This window comes from Saccharicrinis sp. 156, from assembly GCF_050589685.1.
Lineage (GTDB): Bacteria > Bacteroidota > Bacteroidia > Bacteroidales > Marinilabiliaceae > Saccharicrinis.
Genome location: NZ_JBNGOS010000006.1, coordinates 168683 through 185376 on the forward strand (window position 1 = coordinate 168683; position 16694 = coordinate 185376).

General features: G+C 42.7%; 9 protein-coding genes. All 9 read left to right on the forward strand.

Annotated elements, in window-relative coordinates; all coding sequences use genetic code 11:
- Positions 1 to 12: 12 nt before the first annotated feature.
- The 9 genes from ACRD64_RS05110 (at position 13) to ACRD64_RS05150 (ending at position 16692) form a co-directional block, all read left to right on the forward strand.
- Positions 13 to 1686, forward strand: coding sequence for a RagB/SusD family nutrient uptake outer membrane protein (locus ACRD64_RS05110; protein ID WP_430932148.1), 1674 nt, complete (start codon positions 13 to 15; stop codon positions 1684 to 1686).
- A 202-nt stretch (positions 1687 to 1888) separates the two neighbouring features.
- Positions 1889 to 2557 carry a TonB-dependent receptor plug domain-containing protein gene (locus tag ACRD64_RS05115; protein WP_430932149.1) on the forward strand — a complete coding sequence of 223 codons (669 nt, stop codon included), beginning with the start codon at positions 1889 to 1891 and terminating at the stop codon, positions 2555 to 2557.
- Positions 2554 to 4311 (forward strand): sulfatase-like hydrolase/transferase, encoded by a 1758-nt coding sequence (locus tag ACRD64_RS05120; protein ID WP_430932150.1) that lies wholly within the window; start codon positions 2554 to 2556, stop codon positions 4309 to 4311. Before ACRD64_RS05115 ends, ACRD64_RS05120 begins: the two co-directional genes overlap by 4 nt.
- 17 nt (positions 4312 to 4328) lie before the next feature.
- Positions 4329 to 6815 carry a glycoside hydrolase family 2 TIM barrel-domain containing protein gene (locus tag ACRD64_RS05125; protein WP_430932151.1) on the forward strand — a complete coding sequence of 829 codons (2487 nt, stop codon included), beginning with the start codon at positions 4329 to 4331 and terminating at the stop codon, positions 6813 to 6815.
- A gap of 126 nt (positions 6816 to 6941) precedes the next feature.
- Positions 6942 to 8402 (forward strand): sulfatase family protein, encoded by a 1461-nt coding sequence (locus tag ACRD64_RS05130; protein WP_430932152.1) that lies wholly within the window; start codon positions 6942 to 6944, stop codon positions 8400 to 8402.
- Between the two features lie 133 nt (positions 8403 to 8535).
- Positions 8536 to 10065: a sialate O-acetylesterase gene (locus ACRD64_RS05135; protein WP_430932153.1), complete on the forward strand. Its 1530-nt coding sequence runs from the start codon at positions 8536 to 8538 to the stop codon at positions 10063 to 10065.
- Positions 10066 to 10079: 14 nt separating this feature from the next.
- Positions 10080 to 12380 (forward strand): glycosyl hydrolase family 95 catalytic domain-containing protein, encoded by a 2301-nt coding sequence (locus ACRD64_RS05140; RefSeq protein ID WP_430932154.1) that lies wholly within the window; start codon positions 10080 to 10082, stop codon positions 12378 to 12380.
- A 292-nt stretch (positions 12381 to 12672) separates the two neighbouring features.
- Positions 12673 to 14832, forward strand: coding sequence for a glycoside hydrolase family 3 N-terminal domain-containing protein (locus tag ACRD64_RS05145; protein ID WP_430932155.1), 2160 nt, complete (start codon positions 12673 to 12675; stop codon positions 14830 to 14832).
- Positions 14833 to 15021: 189 nt separating this feature from the next.
- Entirely contained in the window at positions 15022 to 16692 is a 1671-nt protein-coding gene (locus tag ACRD64_RS05150; RefSeq protein ID WP_430932156.1) for an alkaline phosphatase D family protein, read from the forward strand.
- The last annotated feature ends 2 nt before the right edge of the window (positions 16693 to 16694 follow it).

Here is a 16694-nt window from a genome sequence, read left to right on the forward strand (position 1 = left end):
AAATTTACGACCATGAAAATATTAAAATATATAACAACCGTTTTTCTAGCAACCTTCATTTTCTTTTCGTGTAACGAAGATGAATGGTTAGAAGAAGAAGTATTAGATTTCTACAGTATTGGCAACTCCTATGTAACCGCCGATCAGTTTAACGCCGCGGTGGCAACCCTGTATGATCAAATGCAGGACCGCACAATAATGTCCAACCTGGGGGGAATGTATATCTTTCAATACACTTCCGACATTGCTTATAACGCAATTGCGCCTACAAATGCATTGAACTCTTACATTGATAAAATAACGCCCAGCAATGGAAGCACGCGTAACTTCTGGCGCTGGTATTACCAGATTATTTATTACTCCAATGTAATTCTTTCACGTATTGATGGGGAAAACACCGAGTTCGAATCAGAAGAACAACGCAATCAGTTAAAGGCAGAAGCGATGTTCATTAGAGGTAATTGCTATCGCCTATTAGGAATCATGTTTGGCGGAGTGCCCCTGGTTTTGGAAGAGATTAAGGAACCAAAGCGTGACTTTGTGCGGGCCACACGCGCAGAAGTATTGGCTCAGGCCATCAGCGATGTAAAATTTGCAGCTGAAAATCTACCTGACCCGGATGAAGCTGAAGATGGAAGGGTTTCAAAAGGAGCTGCCAACCATCTTTTGGCCGAACTCTATATTACTGGGGAACAGTGGGACAATGCTATTGCAGCAGCCACCGCAGTCATTGACGATCCAAATTACGAACTGATGACCGAACGATTTGGAACGCGTCAATCAGAACCTGGCGATGTATATTGGGATTTATTCAGGATTGGAAATCAAAACCGGAAGTCCAGTGTAAACAAGGAAGCAATTTGGGTATGCCAATACGAATACGATGTGACAGGTGGAGGCCGAAGCAGCAACTATCCACAATTCGGAAATCCTCATTACACCACGTTACAAGGCAAAGATGGAATACCTTTATTTGACAAACCTATGGCCGCCTACGGAGGTAGAGGCATTGGCTGGTTTGCACCAAACAACTTTTTAATTAACGAGGTATGGGATGACCCGGCAGATATGCGGAATTCAGAATATAACATTTATCGCGATATTAAGGCAACAAATCCTGCCTCTGCTTATTACGGGAAGTATATCGTTGCCGACGATGCCATCGACCAAAGTACGGCCAGAGCATACAATCGGGGTTGGTCGGCCATTATGGTTAAAATTACCCCTGTAAATAATCTACCCGATGAATATTACATCGATAAAGAAAGAGGTACCGTGATCAATAGCGGCCCCCAAACATTCAGAGATCACTACTTCATGCGACTCGCCGAAACCTACTTATTGCGGGCGGAAGCTTATCTTGGCAAAGGCGATAAAACAAATGCGGCAGCCGACATCAACGTGATTAGAGGCAGGGCTCAGGCAACTCCGGTGGATGAAGCGGATGTTGATATTGATTACATACTCGATGAAAGGGTGAGGGAATTGGCTTACGAAGAATTCCGTACGGTAACCCTTATGCGAACCAAAAAGCTGGCTGAAAGGGTTAAAAAATACAATCCAATGTATAATGGAACTTATGCCACTAATGGGGTTGAAGAATACCATAACCTCTACCCGATTCCCGCTGACGAAATAGAAAATAACTCGGAAGCAGTACTTGAACAAAATCCGGGCTATAATTAGTAATAGTGTAAATATAAAAAGAAGAAGGAGGAGCGTGTTGACGCACGTTCCTTCTTTATCTTTTTTGAAAACATAGTTATCACTGCAATGTACTTTTTATCCTTCAAAAGGGTAGGTAGCCGACTGAAGGTCAGGGTGTAAATGGCTGTTTCTGCGTTTCTTTCTTTCTCTAGGATCTGCGTATGATAAAAATATAATAATCATGAAAAAAGTGCTTATTTGCTTTATTTTCATTCTTTATACATCTCAGTTACTGGTTGCCAGGGAAAGAATGCTTCAGGGTAAAGTAACCACCTTCGACAGTATCCCTTTAATAGGGGCGAGCATTCTGGTTAAAAGCACAAAGCAAATAGTTAAAACGGATTCTTCGGGTTTTTTTTCCGTATCGATTCAACAAAAAGATAAAATTAAAGTTACTGCTCACGGTTTTTCAAACCAACATGCTAAAATAACAGATACCATAAAATTCATAGATGTGAACTTGAAGCTAAAACCGGGACACGAAAACCGGGAAATGGCGGTTAGTTGCGGACATGTTAAAGATAAAGATAAATTATACGCAGTTTCCAGTTTAAACACAAACGAACTGGACTTTACACAGTATACTAGCATATACGAGCTTATAAAAGGACGATTTCCGGGAGTGGAGATAAATGGGAGCGATATAATAATTCGCGGAACTTCATCTTTTCTGGGTAGCCACGCTGCCTTGCTGGTTGTTGACGGAGTAATTGTTGATCAAGTTTTTTTCTCAAATCTGATCCCGTCAGAAATTGCCACCATCAATATATTAAAAGATGCCGGTGCAGCGGAGTATGGTTCAAGAGGGGCAAATGGTGTTGTTTTGGTTCAAACAATAATGAAAAAATGATGATGGTAAAGGATCATGAAGGATTAACAAGTTATTACAACTATAAAACAATCTCAAGAATAGGATTGCTGCTTGTTATTCATTTGGCGCTATATAGTTGTTCGGATGTTAATAACGGCAAGCAAGAGCCCAATATCTTATTAATACTTACCGATAACCAAAGTTATTACGAATTGAGCTGCAATAGGCACGAGATTGTAAAAACCCCGAACATTGATAAAGTTGCAAAACAAGGTGTGGTGTTCGATAATTTTTATGCAACACCTTATTGTTCGCCCAGCCGGGCAGAGCTTCTTACCGGTCGTTATTCCTTGCGGTATGGAATTCACAACACCATTGGAGGCGTTTCAATACTTCCTACTACCGAAATATTAATTTCCGATTTATTAAAAGATGCTGGCTATACCTGTGGTGTATTTGGCAAGTGGCATTTGGGTAACGAATACCCCTATAATCCTATTTACCGGGGATTCGACAAATCCTTTATTCATGATGGTGGTGGAATAGGACAATTTCCTGATTATTATGGAAATACCCACATCGATGCAAGCTACAACCACAACGGGAAATTTGTTTCTTCCTTAGGTTTTTCTTCCGATGTTCTCTTTCATGAAGCTCAGCATTTCATAAAAGAGAATCAAAATAACCCTTTCTTTTGTTTTGTGTCGACCCCGGCAACCCATGGCCCCTGGCAAGCTCACCCCGAAAAATTGAAAGAACTTAAAAAACGTGGAATTGAGGGAACTGATAAAGAGATGGCCCTTTATTCAATGATTGAAAATATTGACGATAATGTGGGGATGTTACTTTCCGAACTCGATTCGCTGGAGTTAACGGAAAATACGCTGGTAATTATTGCCACGGATCAGGGAATGCGTTATCGGGGTTTACCCAACCCACCGGCAGTAAACAACCACGGATTGCCCGATGATGTGCTCGACTTTCGCCACAAGGTATTTTGTATGATGCAATTCCCTAAGAAACAAAAACAGGCTTATAAATCAATGGCACTCACCGGAATTGTAGATATTCCACCCACAATTATCGATGTATGCGGACTCGAAGTTCCTGCTAATATGGATGGGCGAAGTTTAAAACCATTGTTGACAGACACCAAAGAATGGGATGATGACCGTACAGTTATTGTGCAATGCCCTAGAAACAGAAAGCGAAAAAAATATAAAAACGCCTCGGTTAAAACCAGAGAATGGCGCTTACTTGATGGTAAATTATTGTTTAATGCTATTGAAGATCCTTATCAGTTAGAGGATGTTTCGGCAAAACACCCACAAGTTGTAGATTCCCTTAATGCTATTTACAACGAATTTTGGGAAAGCCTTCCCACAGAGCCAATCTTGGCTCGACATATTATTGGAGCTAAAAATGCACCCGAGATACGTCTCAATGCCATGGATTGGTACAAAGGAAATAATCCACATACGCAAGGGCAAATTCCTTCAAAACGAAATAATGGTGTTTGGCCGGTTACCATTGCTAACGATGGGCTTTACCATTTCGAATTGCGGAGTTTCCCACGCGAGCACCCGAAAACTATTGCTGCAAATAAAACGGTGTTAAAAATTGGCGAAAGTGTATTTTCGAAGATAACAGATACTGAGCAAGAAAAAGTTACTTTTGAGGTAGAGCTGAAAACAGGGCAATATGACCTATCTACCTTTTTTGAGTCTGATTCTTCCGACGAAAATAAAAAATCGTGGGGAGCCAACTTTGTTTATATAAACCGAATAGAATAATCTAATAAATAATACAAATGATGCTTAAAAACCTCTGCAAAGGACTGGTATTTCTGATAATATTAGTTATGTGTTCCAGTTGTGTTCAAAATAAACCGGAGATTCCTCGTCAAAAAGTTAAAATCGATTTCGACTGGACTTTTTCAAAAGGCGATTTTCCTGAAGCCAAAGAACAATCATTCGACGACAGTAAATGGGAGAAAATTGACGTACCGCACGACTGGAGTATTTCCGATACATTTTCAAAAGATAATCCTACAGGTAAATCCGGAGGATTTGCATCAGGCGGAATTGGATGGTATAGAAAAGCTTTGAGCCTGGATGGTATTTCCAAAGGCTCGAAGGTAAGCATCGAATTTGGCGGTGTTTATATGAACAGCGAAGTTTGGATCAATGGGAACTATTTGGGAAAACGTCCCTTCGGTTACATCAGTTTTAATTACGATTTAACACCCTATCTGAATTTCGATGGCGAGAATGTACTTGCAGTTCGTGTCGATAACTCGAAACAACCCAATGCGCGATGGTACACAGGTTCGGGCATTTACCGCCATGTTTGGCTAGTTGCCACAAATAAGTTGCACATTGCCCGTCACGGTGTTTTTGCCACTACCGAAATTAAAGACGATGGTTCGGCTGCAATTGAAGTAAGTACTTCTATTATAAACGATAATGATGCAGATCGATCTATTAGTTTGCAAAATCAATTGTATTCTCCGGCTGGAGAGTTAGTTGCCGAATTTGAAACAGATGCTAATCTTGAACAGGATGGTTCTCAGGAAATTGTTCAGAATCTTACGGTTGCGATACCTGAACTATGGTCACCCGACCAACCCAACTTGTACAAATTGAAAACTGTAATCAGTCAAAAAAATAAAATAGTTGACGAAGTTGAAACCAACATTGGTATCCGAGAATTTACATTTTCAGCCGACAATGGCTTTACCCTAAATGGCAAAAGCATGAAGTTTCAGGGCGTGAACAACCACAGCGATCTGGGAGCATTGGGGGCTGCCATTAATGATCGAGTGTTACATCGTCGTCTTGAAATTTTAAAAGAAATGGGATGCAATGCCATCCGTACTGCCCATAACCCACCCTGCGACGAGCTTTTAAATATGTGCGACAGCATGGGGTTTATGGTCATGGATGAGGCCTTTGACGAGTGGTTGGAATCGTGGCCATTTGGAGGAGTTAAACCTCCGCGTGGTAAAGTAAAATACGGTTATCATTTGTTATTTAACGAGTGGGCAGAAAAGGATTTAACCGAACTGATCAAACGCGACCGCAACCACCCTTCGGTAATTATATGGAGTGTTGGAAACGAAATACCTGATGCTTGTTTCGAAGTAGGCGTGGAGCGTTTAAACAAATTAATCGACGTCGTTCGCGAGAATGATCCAACGCGGCCGGTTACTTGTGGAATTACCCACATGCACCTGGCCAACGAAAGTGGCTTTGCCAGCGCGCTCGATATTACTGGTTACAATGGCGGCGGCGGATCATGCTTTATGTACGAAAAAGATCATGAGACATATCCCGAAAGAAAATTTATCGCCACAGAAGTGCCACACTCATTTCAAACGCGAGGCATTTATCGTACACAATCGTGGTACCGTGGACAAAATCCTTTAGGCGGAATTATGAAAGTGCCGAATTTAACCGAAGAGGAAGTTTTTCCCGATCATCCAAAATATTACAGTTCGTCGTACGATAACGCTATGGTGCGTATTGGTGCACGCGATTCGTGGCGCCGCACCCGCGATTTCGATTATATGGCCGGCGAATTCCGCTGGACCGGTTTCGATTATTTGGGCGAAACCATGTTTGGCTGGCCTGCAAAATTGTGGAATTTTGGGATTATCGACATGTGCGGTTTCCCAAAAGATACCTACTATTTCTACAAAAGTCAGTGGACAGAAGAACCCATGGTGCATATTTTTCCGCATTGGAACTGGGAAGGTAAAGAAGGTGTAGAAATTCCGGTAGTGGCCTATTCGAACTGCGAAAGTGTTGAGTTGTTTTTGAATGGTAAATCACTGGGGGAAAAAGAAATGGGCGACAACATGGATTTGGTTTGGCTGGTTCCTTATCAGCCGGGTATCTTGATGGCAAAAGGGAAAAGCAACGGAGAAATATCCTGCGAAATGGAAATTGAAACCGCCGGCAAACCGGCAAAAATTGAAATGCTGGTCGACAATTCTACTATAAAAGCAAACCGTACCGATGTTGTGCATTTGGAAGTTAATGTTGTGGACGTACAGAACCGGTTTGTACCGGATGCTTCCAACAAAATTTCTTTTAATATTGAAGGCGATGCTACAATACTTGGAATCGACAATGGCGATCCTCTGAACCAGGCAAGTTTTGTTGGAAATGAAATTACGGCGTTTAACGGAAAGTGCCTGCTGATTGTGAAAGCCGGCAAAAACGCGGGTAAAGTAACGGTTACTGCCAAATCGGAAGGATTGGACAAAGCCGTGGCTTTAATTCAAATAAAGTAGCATGTACTAATTTTAAGAGGTATTTTATTCAACAAGGGGTATAAATCAATCGGGTAAAATTGAGCCAAGCGGAAAAATATGCGCACCCAGGATGGACAGCGGCTTTTTACTTTAAGTATTAAAATCATGAAACAAATAACCGTTTTATTCGCCATTTTTATTTTTGTTGTTTTTGAAAGTAAAGGGCAAAAACCTAACATCATTTATCTAATGACAGATGACCAAAACATATCTTCAGTTGGATGTTATGGAAATAATGAGGTGGAAACGCCAAATATGGATAAAATTGGGGAAGCGGGTATGATTTTCACAAAGCATTACAATACCACTGCCATTTGCATGGCAAGTCGGGCTACGGTAATGACAGGTATGTACGAATACAAAACGGGCACTAATTTCTCTCATGGAATTATGAAACCCGAAGTCTGGAAAAAATCATACTCGGTGCTTTTGCGGGAGGCCGGATACTTCACGGCATTTGCCGGAAAATTTGGTTTCGAAGTGGATGGGCTGGGGTTATGTGAAAAGGAATTTAAGATATGGGGTGGTGGTCCAGGACAAACTTACTATGAAACAAGGAAAAATAGTTCCATGGCGAAATACGCCAAAGACTTTCCTCATTCTACGTTGTCCTATGGCGCTTTTGGACAGGATGTGATTCGAGAAGCCGTGAAAAAGGATAAACCATTTTGTTTATCCATTAGTTTCAAAGCTCCTCACCGCCCAGTGTCGCCCGATCCAAAATTTGACCATATTTATGAAGGGAAATCCTTCACCAAGCCAGCAAATTTTGGGCGCGAAGCGGGAGAACACATGTCCGAGCAAAGCAAGCAGGGACGTCAGTACAAAAGGTTCCATGAATGGAAATATTCCACTGATTATGATGGCGTTATGGCAAAATACTACCAACTAATTTATGCTGTAGACGTAGCCGTTGGGATGATAATGGATGAGTTGGAAGAACAGGGAATTGCCGATAATACGATAATCATTTTCACCAGTGACAACGGGTATATTTGTGGTGCTCATGGCTACGCATCAAAAGTACTTCCCATGGAAGAGTCGTCACGGGCACCTTTAATGATTTACGACCCACGAAGCAAGAGTGCAGGCAAAAAAATACGGTGTGCCGCACTTACCGGAAACATCGATTTTGCACCAACCATACTTGATTTAGCTGGGGTGCAAATACCCAAAAACATGGATGGCGCAAGCCTTGTTCCGTTGTTGGAAAATCCGAAACACGATATTCATGAACAACTTGCTTTTATTAATGTATGGGGCTCTGCACCAATACAAAGCCTTACCTGTATTACAAAAGATTTGAAATATACCTATTGGTGGTATGGAAATTCGGAAATGGAACCATGTGAGGAACTTTACAATCTGGCTTCTGATCCCATGGAGATGAAAAATCTTGCAAACGACGAAAAATATGTAGAGCAGCTAAAGGTAATGCGTGCAAAATACGATATGGAATTGTTGAAATGGAAACAACAAGCGGTACCTTATAATAACTATCAGAAATATGCCAAAATATTCAACCGCACAATTCCCTGGCAACAAAAACAATTCACGGAAAAATAAAACATTCAAGTCAAACCAATCTATAAGAGAAATGCACAATCGTGCACCTTTTTAAATGAATAACGTTATTTTTCTTAGTACAGCACCGAATCTTTTTCAATTTTAGTGGATACGAATGACTAAAAAATATAAAATGAAACGTTTAATAAAAAACACGCTACTGTGTCTTGTCTTCTTTTTAGGAGCACAAACTTTATTCGCCCAAACCAAACTTCCTGCAATATTATCCGATAATATGTGTTTGCAGCAATCGGCCGAGGTGAAAATCTGGGGATGGGATAATCCCGGACAAACAGTTACGGTAAAACCCTCGTGGGCAAAAGCAGTTAAAACAGAAACGAGCGAAGAAGGTAAATGGCTGGTAAAAATTACTACACCCAAAGCCGGAAAAACTGGAACCATCAAAGTTACCGGTTCATCGCAAGAAACCATCAACAATATTCTGTTTGGTGAGGTTTGGTTATGTTCGGGGCAGTCGAATATGGAGCGGGCGCTGGGCTTCCGCGCCGGGCAGAAACCAATTGTGGGGTTCTACGAAGAAGCACAAAAAGCCAATTACAACAAAATTCGCATGTTTAATGTTCCTAAAGTTCCCTCACAAACTCCGGTTGAGGATATAGAAGGTGAATGGGTGGAATGTACTACAGAAACTGCGCTTAAGTTTTCTGCCGTTGGATTTTTTTATGGAAAGGAGCTTCATGAAAATTTGAATACTCCGGTTGGATTGATTCAATCAGCCTGGGGCGGAACACCTGTTGAACCATGGACTCCTGAGGAATTTTATACGGAAAAAACACTCGATTTGATAAATAAATTCGAAAAGAGTGCTGAAGCGGATAGTGCGTATTACTTTCAGGCAGTAAAATATTACAAAGAAGGTATTATAAATATATATCCGAAATATCCGGTTAGCCTGTCTTACCACCGACGTAAACATGTACACAAGGCAGTTTTGTACAACGGAATGATTTCTCCTTTAATCAATTATTGTATAAAAGGAGCCATTTGGTACCAGGGCGAATCCAATGTGCCCAACTGGAAGGATTACAAAACGCATTTTCCGAATATGATTAACAGCTGGCGCGAAAAATGGGGCATTGGCGATTTTCCTTTCTATTTTGTACAAATAGCCCCTCGGGCTTACGACGATAAATATGGCCAGCCACAAATTGTAGAAGCTCAATGCGAAGCCTTAAAACTGAAAAATACCGGAGTGGCAGCTACGCAAGACATTGGCGCTGTTTACGACATTCATCCACCACAAAAAAGAGAAGTTGGACGCCGTTTGAGTTTAGTGGCTTTAAATCAAACCTACGGAAAAACCGATGTGGTTTATCAGGGGCCGGCTTTAAGTTCTTATAAGGCTGAAGGTGAAAAAATGGTGCTGGAATTTGAAACGCCGGGTTCGGAGTTGTATTCTTCAGGATTTGCCATTGGTGGTATTTATTCGTTTTATGTGGCCGGAGAGAACAAAATATTTTACCCCGCAAGAGCGAAGCAAGAAGGCAACAAAATTATCTTAAATTCAGCAAAAGTGCAACGTCCGGTGGCCGTGCGGTACAACTGGGCTAACAATGCCAACGCCACTTTATTTAACCTACAAGGTTTGCCTGCACTGCCTTTCCGTACCGATGATTGGGATGATGTTTTTTATGGAGAGTAAATGAATATTGAAAAATGACAAAAAGAGCAGTTGTAATATTACTTACACTATTTCTTACAAATAGTCTGCGGGCTACCGATCCGGTGGTCGATAAGGTGCACTGGTCCTCCTTCATGGCCCATCATGATATGCTGTGGGATAGCTTGCCAGACAATTGGTTTAATGCACCTTTTCTTGGCAATGGGGAACAAGGCACGCTAATGTACAAGCTCGATGAGCAAACTCTGCGATGGGATGTTGGGTGTTCTGCGGCTCACGATCATCGCCCGGTTGAAAAGGACGATTATTCAGATAAAAACCCTACCGTGCTCAATTGCGGCCGGCATTTTATTGGCCACCTGCAGCTAAAGCTCCCTGAAGATGTCACCATGGCCCAGTCGCGCCTTTCGCTGTGGGATGCCGAAGCAACAGGTACGCTCAACACCAAAGGAGGTACGCTTGATTGGGCAACACTGGTGCACGCCACCGAACCCGTCATGCGTTTCGAGCTGTTGGCCCAGGGCACTCTCAAAGGGGCTAAGCTGGTATATGTGGCTGAGGAGGCGCGCAATCCCCGCGCGGTGCGTGCCCTGACGTTGAAAAAGCCGGTTGACGAAAAGCGCGTCCCCGCAAACCCTTCGCCAGAATTGACAACGCTCAACGACGGGGTGCATACAGCTGTCCACAACCTCCATGCTGGAGGACAGACCGCCGTCGCCTGGATACAGAAAACAGTGGGCGGAAAAACCCTTCTCTGGCTCAGCGTCAAGCATAGCTTCCCGAACAAGGACGCCGTAAATCAAGCTGTTGCAGCCGTGCGAAATGCCGCCCGGGCAGACCAGTCGGAATGGGTGCAAGCGCACCGCACCTGGTGGCACGACTATTATCCGCAAAGTTTTATCTCCACCGGCGATAGCTACTGGGACTCCTTCTATTGGATCCAGCAATACAAACTCGCCTGCGCCACGCGCGACAAAGGGTGGATCATCGACAATCAGGGGCCATGGTTGCAACTTACTGCGTGGCCTGCCCTGTGGTGGAACCTGAATGTGCAACTTTCGCATAGTGGGGGATACACGGCCAATCGACGAAGTATGGTGTCGGCTATGAGTCATCGACTTGACATCAATCGCGATAACCTTGCACAAAATGTTGCAGAACCCTACCGCGCCGATTCCTATGCCCTCGGCCGTTCAACTTCGGGATGGGATCTCCTGGGTGACGCGGGCCAGCCGGGAGGCCGCGAACCCCTCGATGCAAAAATAGGCCGTGAAACCGGGAACCTGTTGTGGGGAATCCACAATGTCGACATGGAATACCGTTATTGGCAGGATACAGATTTGCGAGACAGCGTACTCTATCCTTTGCTTACACGTGCTGTGAATTACTACCGACATTTTCTGGTGGAAAATGAAGATGGCCAATTGAGCTTGCCCGAAACCTTCAGTCCCGAATACCGGATAGCCGCTGATTGTACCTACGATATAGACTTGCTGGGCTGGGGCGTAGGTCGCTTGCTTGAACTGGCAAAAGAAATGAAGCTGTCGCAGAAAGACGAGCCACTGATTCCTGTCTGGAAAGAAATTCAGGCAAAACTCGTGCCGGTGCACATCGATGAGGAGAGCGGACGAATGATTGGCCGCGACGTTGAGCTGACCGGGCGTCATCGCCACTGGTCGCACCTGATGGCTATTTATCCTTTGCGAACCCTTACTCCGGAATCGTCGGCAGACCGCGAACTAATTGATCGTAGCCTGACCCACTGGCACAGTTTCGGGCGGGCAATGGGCTATTCCTTTACGGGTGGTTCGTGTATGGCCTCTCTGCTTGGCGACGGCGAACGGGCCTTTGGATTCCTTAATGGACTGAAGTCGTTTTTGCAGCCAAATACCTGTTATTACGAAATTGATCACCTGCCTGTGATGGAAACGCCACTACACGGTGCCACCGCGATGCAGGAAATGCTGCTGCAAAGTTGGGGCGGAAAACTGCGCATTTTCCCGGCAGTGCCAACAGAATGGCCGGATGCTCAGTTTCACCAACTACGCGGCGAAGGTGGTTTTCTGGTTAGTGCCCGCCGCGAGCAGGGAAAAACAAAATGGGTACTTGTAAAGGCAGAAGCGGGAGGAACTGTAGAAGTGCAAACACAATTGGGAAATGCGAAATGGATTAACTCTAAAGGTGTTAAAGTGAGGAACGAGCAAGGAGTTTATACCATCAAAACAGCTCCCGGTGACTGGGTTCTATTCTGGCCAGCCGATCAGGCACAGCCTGAAACCAGTGTTACTCCTGTTGACCGCAGAGGTGAGGAATATCGATTTGGTCTTACCAACTAGTGATTGGTCAGAAAATAGAGCGTTTGAGCTAGAGAGTTCAAATCCAAGCGAAACACCTGTCACTATTCATCGGGGCAGAAGTTGGGTTTTACAGACAGCCCCAACTGGCTTAATTTGAAGTTTGTTTGGGTTTGGCGCGAGCATGAGAATCTAAAGGGAAAACAAAGTGTTCGCTGCACATAAGAATTGGAAAAAGCACAGTTTTAGAATACACAGGGGAGAATTCTTGAGGTAAAAAAAAATTAAAAATGGCAGTTTATATCCCTTATTGAGAACAAACAAAATAAAAAAAATGAATATAAAACCACAACTGATTTTTATTTTGGCGATTGTATTTTTGGGGGGATGTCAACCAGAGCAAACGGAGACGAAAGACCCAACAGTTGCTGACATTACAGGAAAAGTTGAATCTCTTATAGATCAGATGACGCTGGATGAGAAGATTGCACAGATGACACAAGATGTGCCGGCAAACAAAAGGTTAGGTATTCCTTTTATGAAATTTGGCGAAGCATTACATGGTTTATGGTTTAATGGCGTTACGGTTTACCCACAGGCAATTGCCAATGGGTCTACCTGGGATCCGGAATTAATAAAAAAAATGGCTTCACAAACGGCATTGGAAGCCCGCGCTCTAAATATTACACACTGCTATTCGCCTAATCTGGATGTCATATCAGGCGACCCTCGCTACGGAAGAGTCGAAGAATCTTTCGGAGAAGACCCCTATTTGGTGGCACGCATGGGGGTTGCTTTTATACAGGGAATGCAAGGTATGGGAGAGGAACAATTTGACGAAAACCATATTATGGCAACGGCAAAGCATTTTGTTGGTTACCCCGAAAACCAACGTGGTATAAACGCAGGTTTTAGCGATATGTCGGAGCGCCGTTTACGCGAAGTGTACCTTCCGCCATTTGAGGCAGCGGTAAAAGAAGCCCAAATTGGTAGTATAATGCCCGGACACCAGGATTTTAATGGTGTACCTTGTCATATGAATTCCTGGTTGCTTAATGATATATTGCGAAAGGAGCTTGGCTTTGATGGTTTTATTGTTTCTGACAATAACGATGTGGGAAGACTTGAAACGATGCATTTTATTCCTGAGACCAGAACAAAAGCAGCCATTCTTGGGCTTAAAGCTGGTGTGGATATGGATTTGGTGCTGGATAAATCCCTTGCGCTTTCCTCCTATCGTTCTTCCATCTTAAAAGATACCTTGGAACAAAACCCTGACTTGATTAAATATATTGATCGCTCTGTATCACGCATTTTAACAGCAAAATACAAGTTGGGTTTGTTTGCTTCTTCGGGCAATGAATTTAAAACTGACACCGTTGTTAGTCGGACTGAGCATCAGGACTTTGCTCAGGAAATGGCAGAAAAAGCCATCGTATTATTAAAAAATGAGGATGATTTGTTACCCCTCGATATGGCAAGGCTTAAGTCGTTAGCGGTTATTGGCCCCAATGCACATCAACTTAAACCTAAAAGTGGCACCTATTCATTATTAGGTGGATATTCCGGCCTACCCCCTTATTATGTCTCTGTTTTAGATGGATTAACTAAAAAAGTAGATGGAAAAGTAAAAATAAATTATGCCCAGGGATGTGACTTACAAGGAGAATCCAGAGCAGGTTTTTCACAAGCCATAGCAGCAGCAAAAAAATCCGATGCTGTAATACTTGTCGTTGGAGGTTCCCGCAGAACATGTGGAGAAGGCGAAGACCGTGACGATCTTGATTTAACAGGTGTTCAAAATGAATTGGTTGAGGCTATCCATAAAACGGGTAAGCCCATTATTGTAGTGCTTATTAATGGTCGTCCTTTAAGTATTAACTACATTGCTGAGAACATACCTTCAGTTCTTGAAACGTGGTATTTAGGTATGCGCTCTGGTGATGCTGTCGCAAATGTCATTTTTGGAGATGTTAACCCGGGAGGAAAATTAACCGTTTCATTTGCTCGATCCGTTGGACAAGTACCTGTCACTTATTTGGAGCGTCCCGATTTTGTGGGTCATGGCAAAGGTCGTTATAAATACAGCGATAAATCTCCATTGTTCCCATTTGGGTATGGTTTAAGTTATACCACTTTTGAGTATGGAAATCCCGTATTAGCGAAATCGGTCATACAAGCAGGTGGTGCCACTACGGTGTCAGTGGATGTTACAAATACCGGAATGCGGCCTGGCGATGAAGTGGTGCAAATGTATATACGCGACGATTATGCCTCCGTGGGCCGTTACTTAAAAATGCTGAAGGGATTTAAGCGTATTAGCCTAAAACCAGGTGAAACCCAAAAGGTGGAGTTTGAATTAAATTCGGAGAATCTCGCAGTTTTAACACAGGACATGAACAAGGTTGTAGAACCTGGAACATTCACGGTTTCTGTTGGCGCTTCTTCGAGAACAGAAGATTTAAAGACGGTAACACTTACGGTTGTTAAGTAAGTATAATGCGGGCAACTTTGAAATTTCAAAAAGAAAGGGCTTTCCGGAAAAATATTTATAATAATGACTTAAATAGATTTTTTATTAAAACGAAATGAACCTCAAAGCTTTTTTTTTGATTTTAGCGGTCACCGTTTCCGCATATTCTCATTCAGAAAAACAAACACAGAACCTAAATATTAAAATTCAATGAGAATTACATCGAATACAAACGAAATAAATAATAATATGAAAGACATAGCTTTATTGGTATTGGTAGCATTTCTTTTTACTTTTTGTCAAGCAGATAGGCCGGAAAACAAACCTGAATTACGCTATACTGATAATGCCAAGTCCTGGTATAATCGTAAAACTGGTGTAACTAAGTATTTAATTGAGATTGCCAATGGAAATCCCAAAGCTGCCATTGAACATGCCAACAAACAAGGAATTGATGCAGAGGCTTGTTTTGTGAAAGCATTGGCCTTTGCCCGAATGGGAAATGCCGACTCGGCCATGGCAAACGTGCATAAGTCGCTAAATTGGGGCTTAAGTATCGACCGCTACCAAGGTCCTCACGAAATGCTTGTTTCTTTAAATAAGTTACCCCAGTTCAAGAAATTTATTAAAAAGAATGGGACAACAATCGTTCATGGTCCAATGATTGGGCATACTACTTCAAGCACTGCAAAAATTTGGTTGCGTACATCTCATACATCAAAAGCCCAAATTGTTTTAAGCGAGAATAGAAGTTTCGACAATGAGATTTTGACTGCAGAAGTACAAACAAGTGGAGATTCAGAGTATACTGCAAAACTTGATGCTAAAGGCCTCATGGCAAAAACTACCTATTTCTACAAAGTAAAGATTGATGGTAAAATTCAAGATAAAGTTTACGAATTTACAACACAAGCTGTGGAAGGGCAGCCCGGCGAAACTACCGTAGCTTTTGGTGGTGGTGCCGCTTACATTCCCTGGCACTCGTACATGTGGAATACATTGAAATCGCATAATTTAAATGCAATGCTGTTATTGGGCGACAATGTTTATATCGACTATCCGGAGAACGCTGAAATTCAAAGGTACTGTTATTTTCGAAGGCAAAGTAAACCCGAGTTTCGTGATTTTTCATCGGGGACACCAATCCTTTCAATTTGGGATGACCACGATTTTGGCGATAACGATGAGTTTGGTGGAAAGGAAATTGATTCACCGAAATGGAAACGTCCGGTTTTTGAAGTTTTCCGAAATCAGTTTGCCAATCCCTATTATGGAGGTGGTGATAAAAATCCCGGTATATGGTACGATTTTCAAATGGCCGATATCGATTTCTTCATGTTGGACTGCCGTTACTATCGTGAACCTTCTAGTGCAGATGGAAATATCAAAGATCCGCAAATGTTGGGTCCTGTTCAATTAAAATGGTTAAAGGAAAAACTACTGGCATCGAAAGGGACATTTAAGGTAATTGTTTCCAGCGTTCCTTGGGCATATGGTGCTAAAGCAGGTATGGCCGGGCGATTCGATACCTGGCGTGGATATAAAAAAGAACGCAAGGAGATTTTCGATTTCCTGGCTGAAAATAAAATTGAAGGCGTTGTGCTTCTGTCTGCCGACCGACACCGCAGCGACTTATGGAAAATTGAGCGCGAAAACGGTTACCCATTATATGAAATGGAAAGTTCGAAACTGATAAATACACACACGCATGATTGTATGGACGACCCTGAAAGAATATTGTGCTACCGTGAAAAATGTTCGTTTGGGAAGCTTATCTTCAATACAACATCATCTGATCCAACGCTGCGATACGAAATATGGAGTATTGACAACGAAAAAGTGGAGGCGTACACAATCAAGCTCAGCGAGCTAAAACATTAAAT

What these genes read in the sequence shown, in the direction of transcription:
- ACRD64_RS05110 (WP_430932148.1), top strand. Translation starts at nt 13, where the DNA reads ATGAAAATATTAAAATATATAACAACCGTTTTTCTAGCAACCTTCATT.
- ACRD64_RS05115 (WP_430932149.1), top strand. Translation starts at nt 1,889, where the DNA reads ATGAAAAAAGTGCTTATTTGCTTTATTTTCATTCTTTATACATCTCAG.
- ACRD64_RS05120 (WP_430932150.1), top strand. Translation starts at nt 2,554, where the DNA reads ATGATGATGGTAAAGGATCATGAAGGATTAACAAGTTATTACAACTAT.
- ACRD64_RS05125 (WP_430932151.1), top strand. Translation starts at nt 4,329, where the DNA reads ATGATGCTTAAAAACCTCTGCAAAGGACTGGTATTTCTGATAATATTA.
- ACRD64_RS05130 (WP_430932152.1), top strand. Translation starts at nt 6,942, where the DNA reads ATGAAACAAATAACCGTTTTATTCGCCATTTTTATTTTTGTTGTTTTT.
- ACRD64_RS05135 (WP_430932153.1), top strand. Translation starts at nt 8,536, where the DNA reads ATGAAACGTTTAATAAAAAACACGCTACTGTGTCTTGTCTTCTTTTTA.
- ACRD64_RS05140 (WP_430932154.1), top strand. Translation starts at nt 10,080, where the DNA reads ATGACAAAAAGAGCAGTTGTAATATTACTTACACTATTTCTTACAAAT.
- ACRD64_RS05145 (WP_430932155.1), top strand. Translation starts at nt 12,673, where the DNA reads ATGAATATAAAACCACAACTGATTTTTATTTTGGCGATTGTATTTTTG.
- ACRD64_RS05150 (WP_430932156.1), top strand. Translation starts at nt 15,022, where the DNA reads ATGAGAATTACATCGAATACAAACGAAATAAATAATAATATGAAAGAC.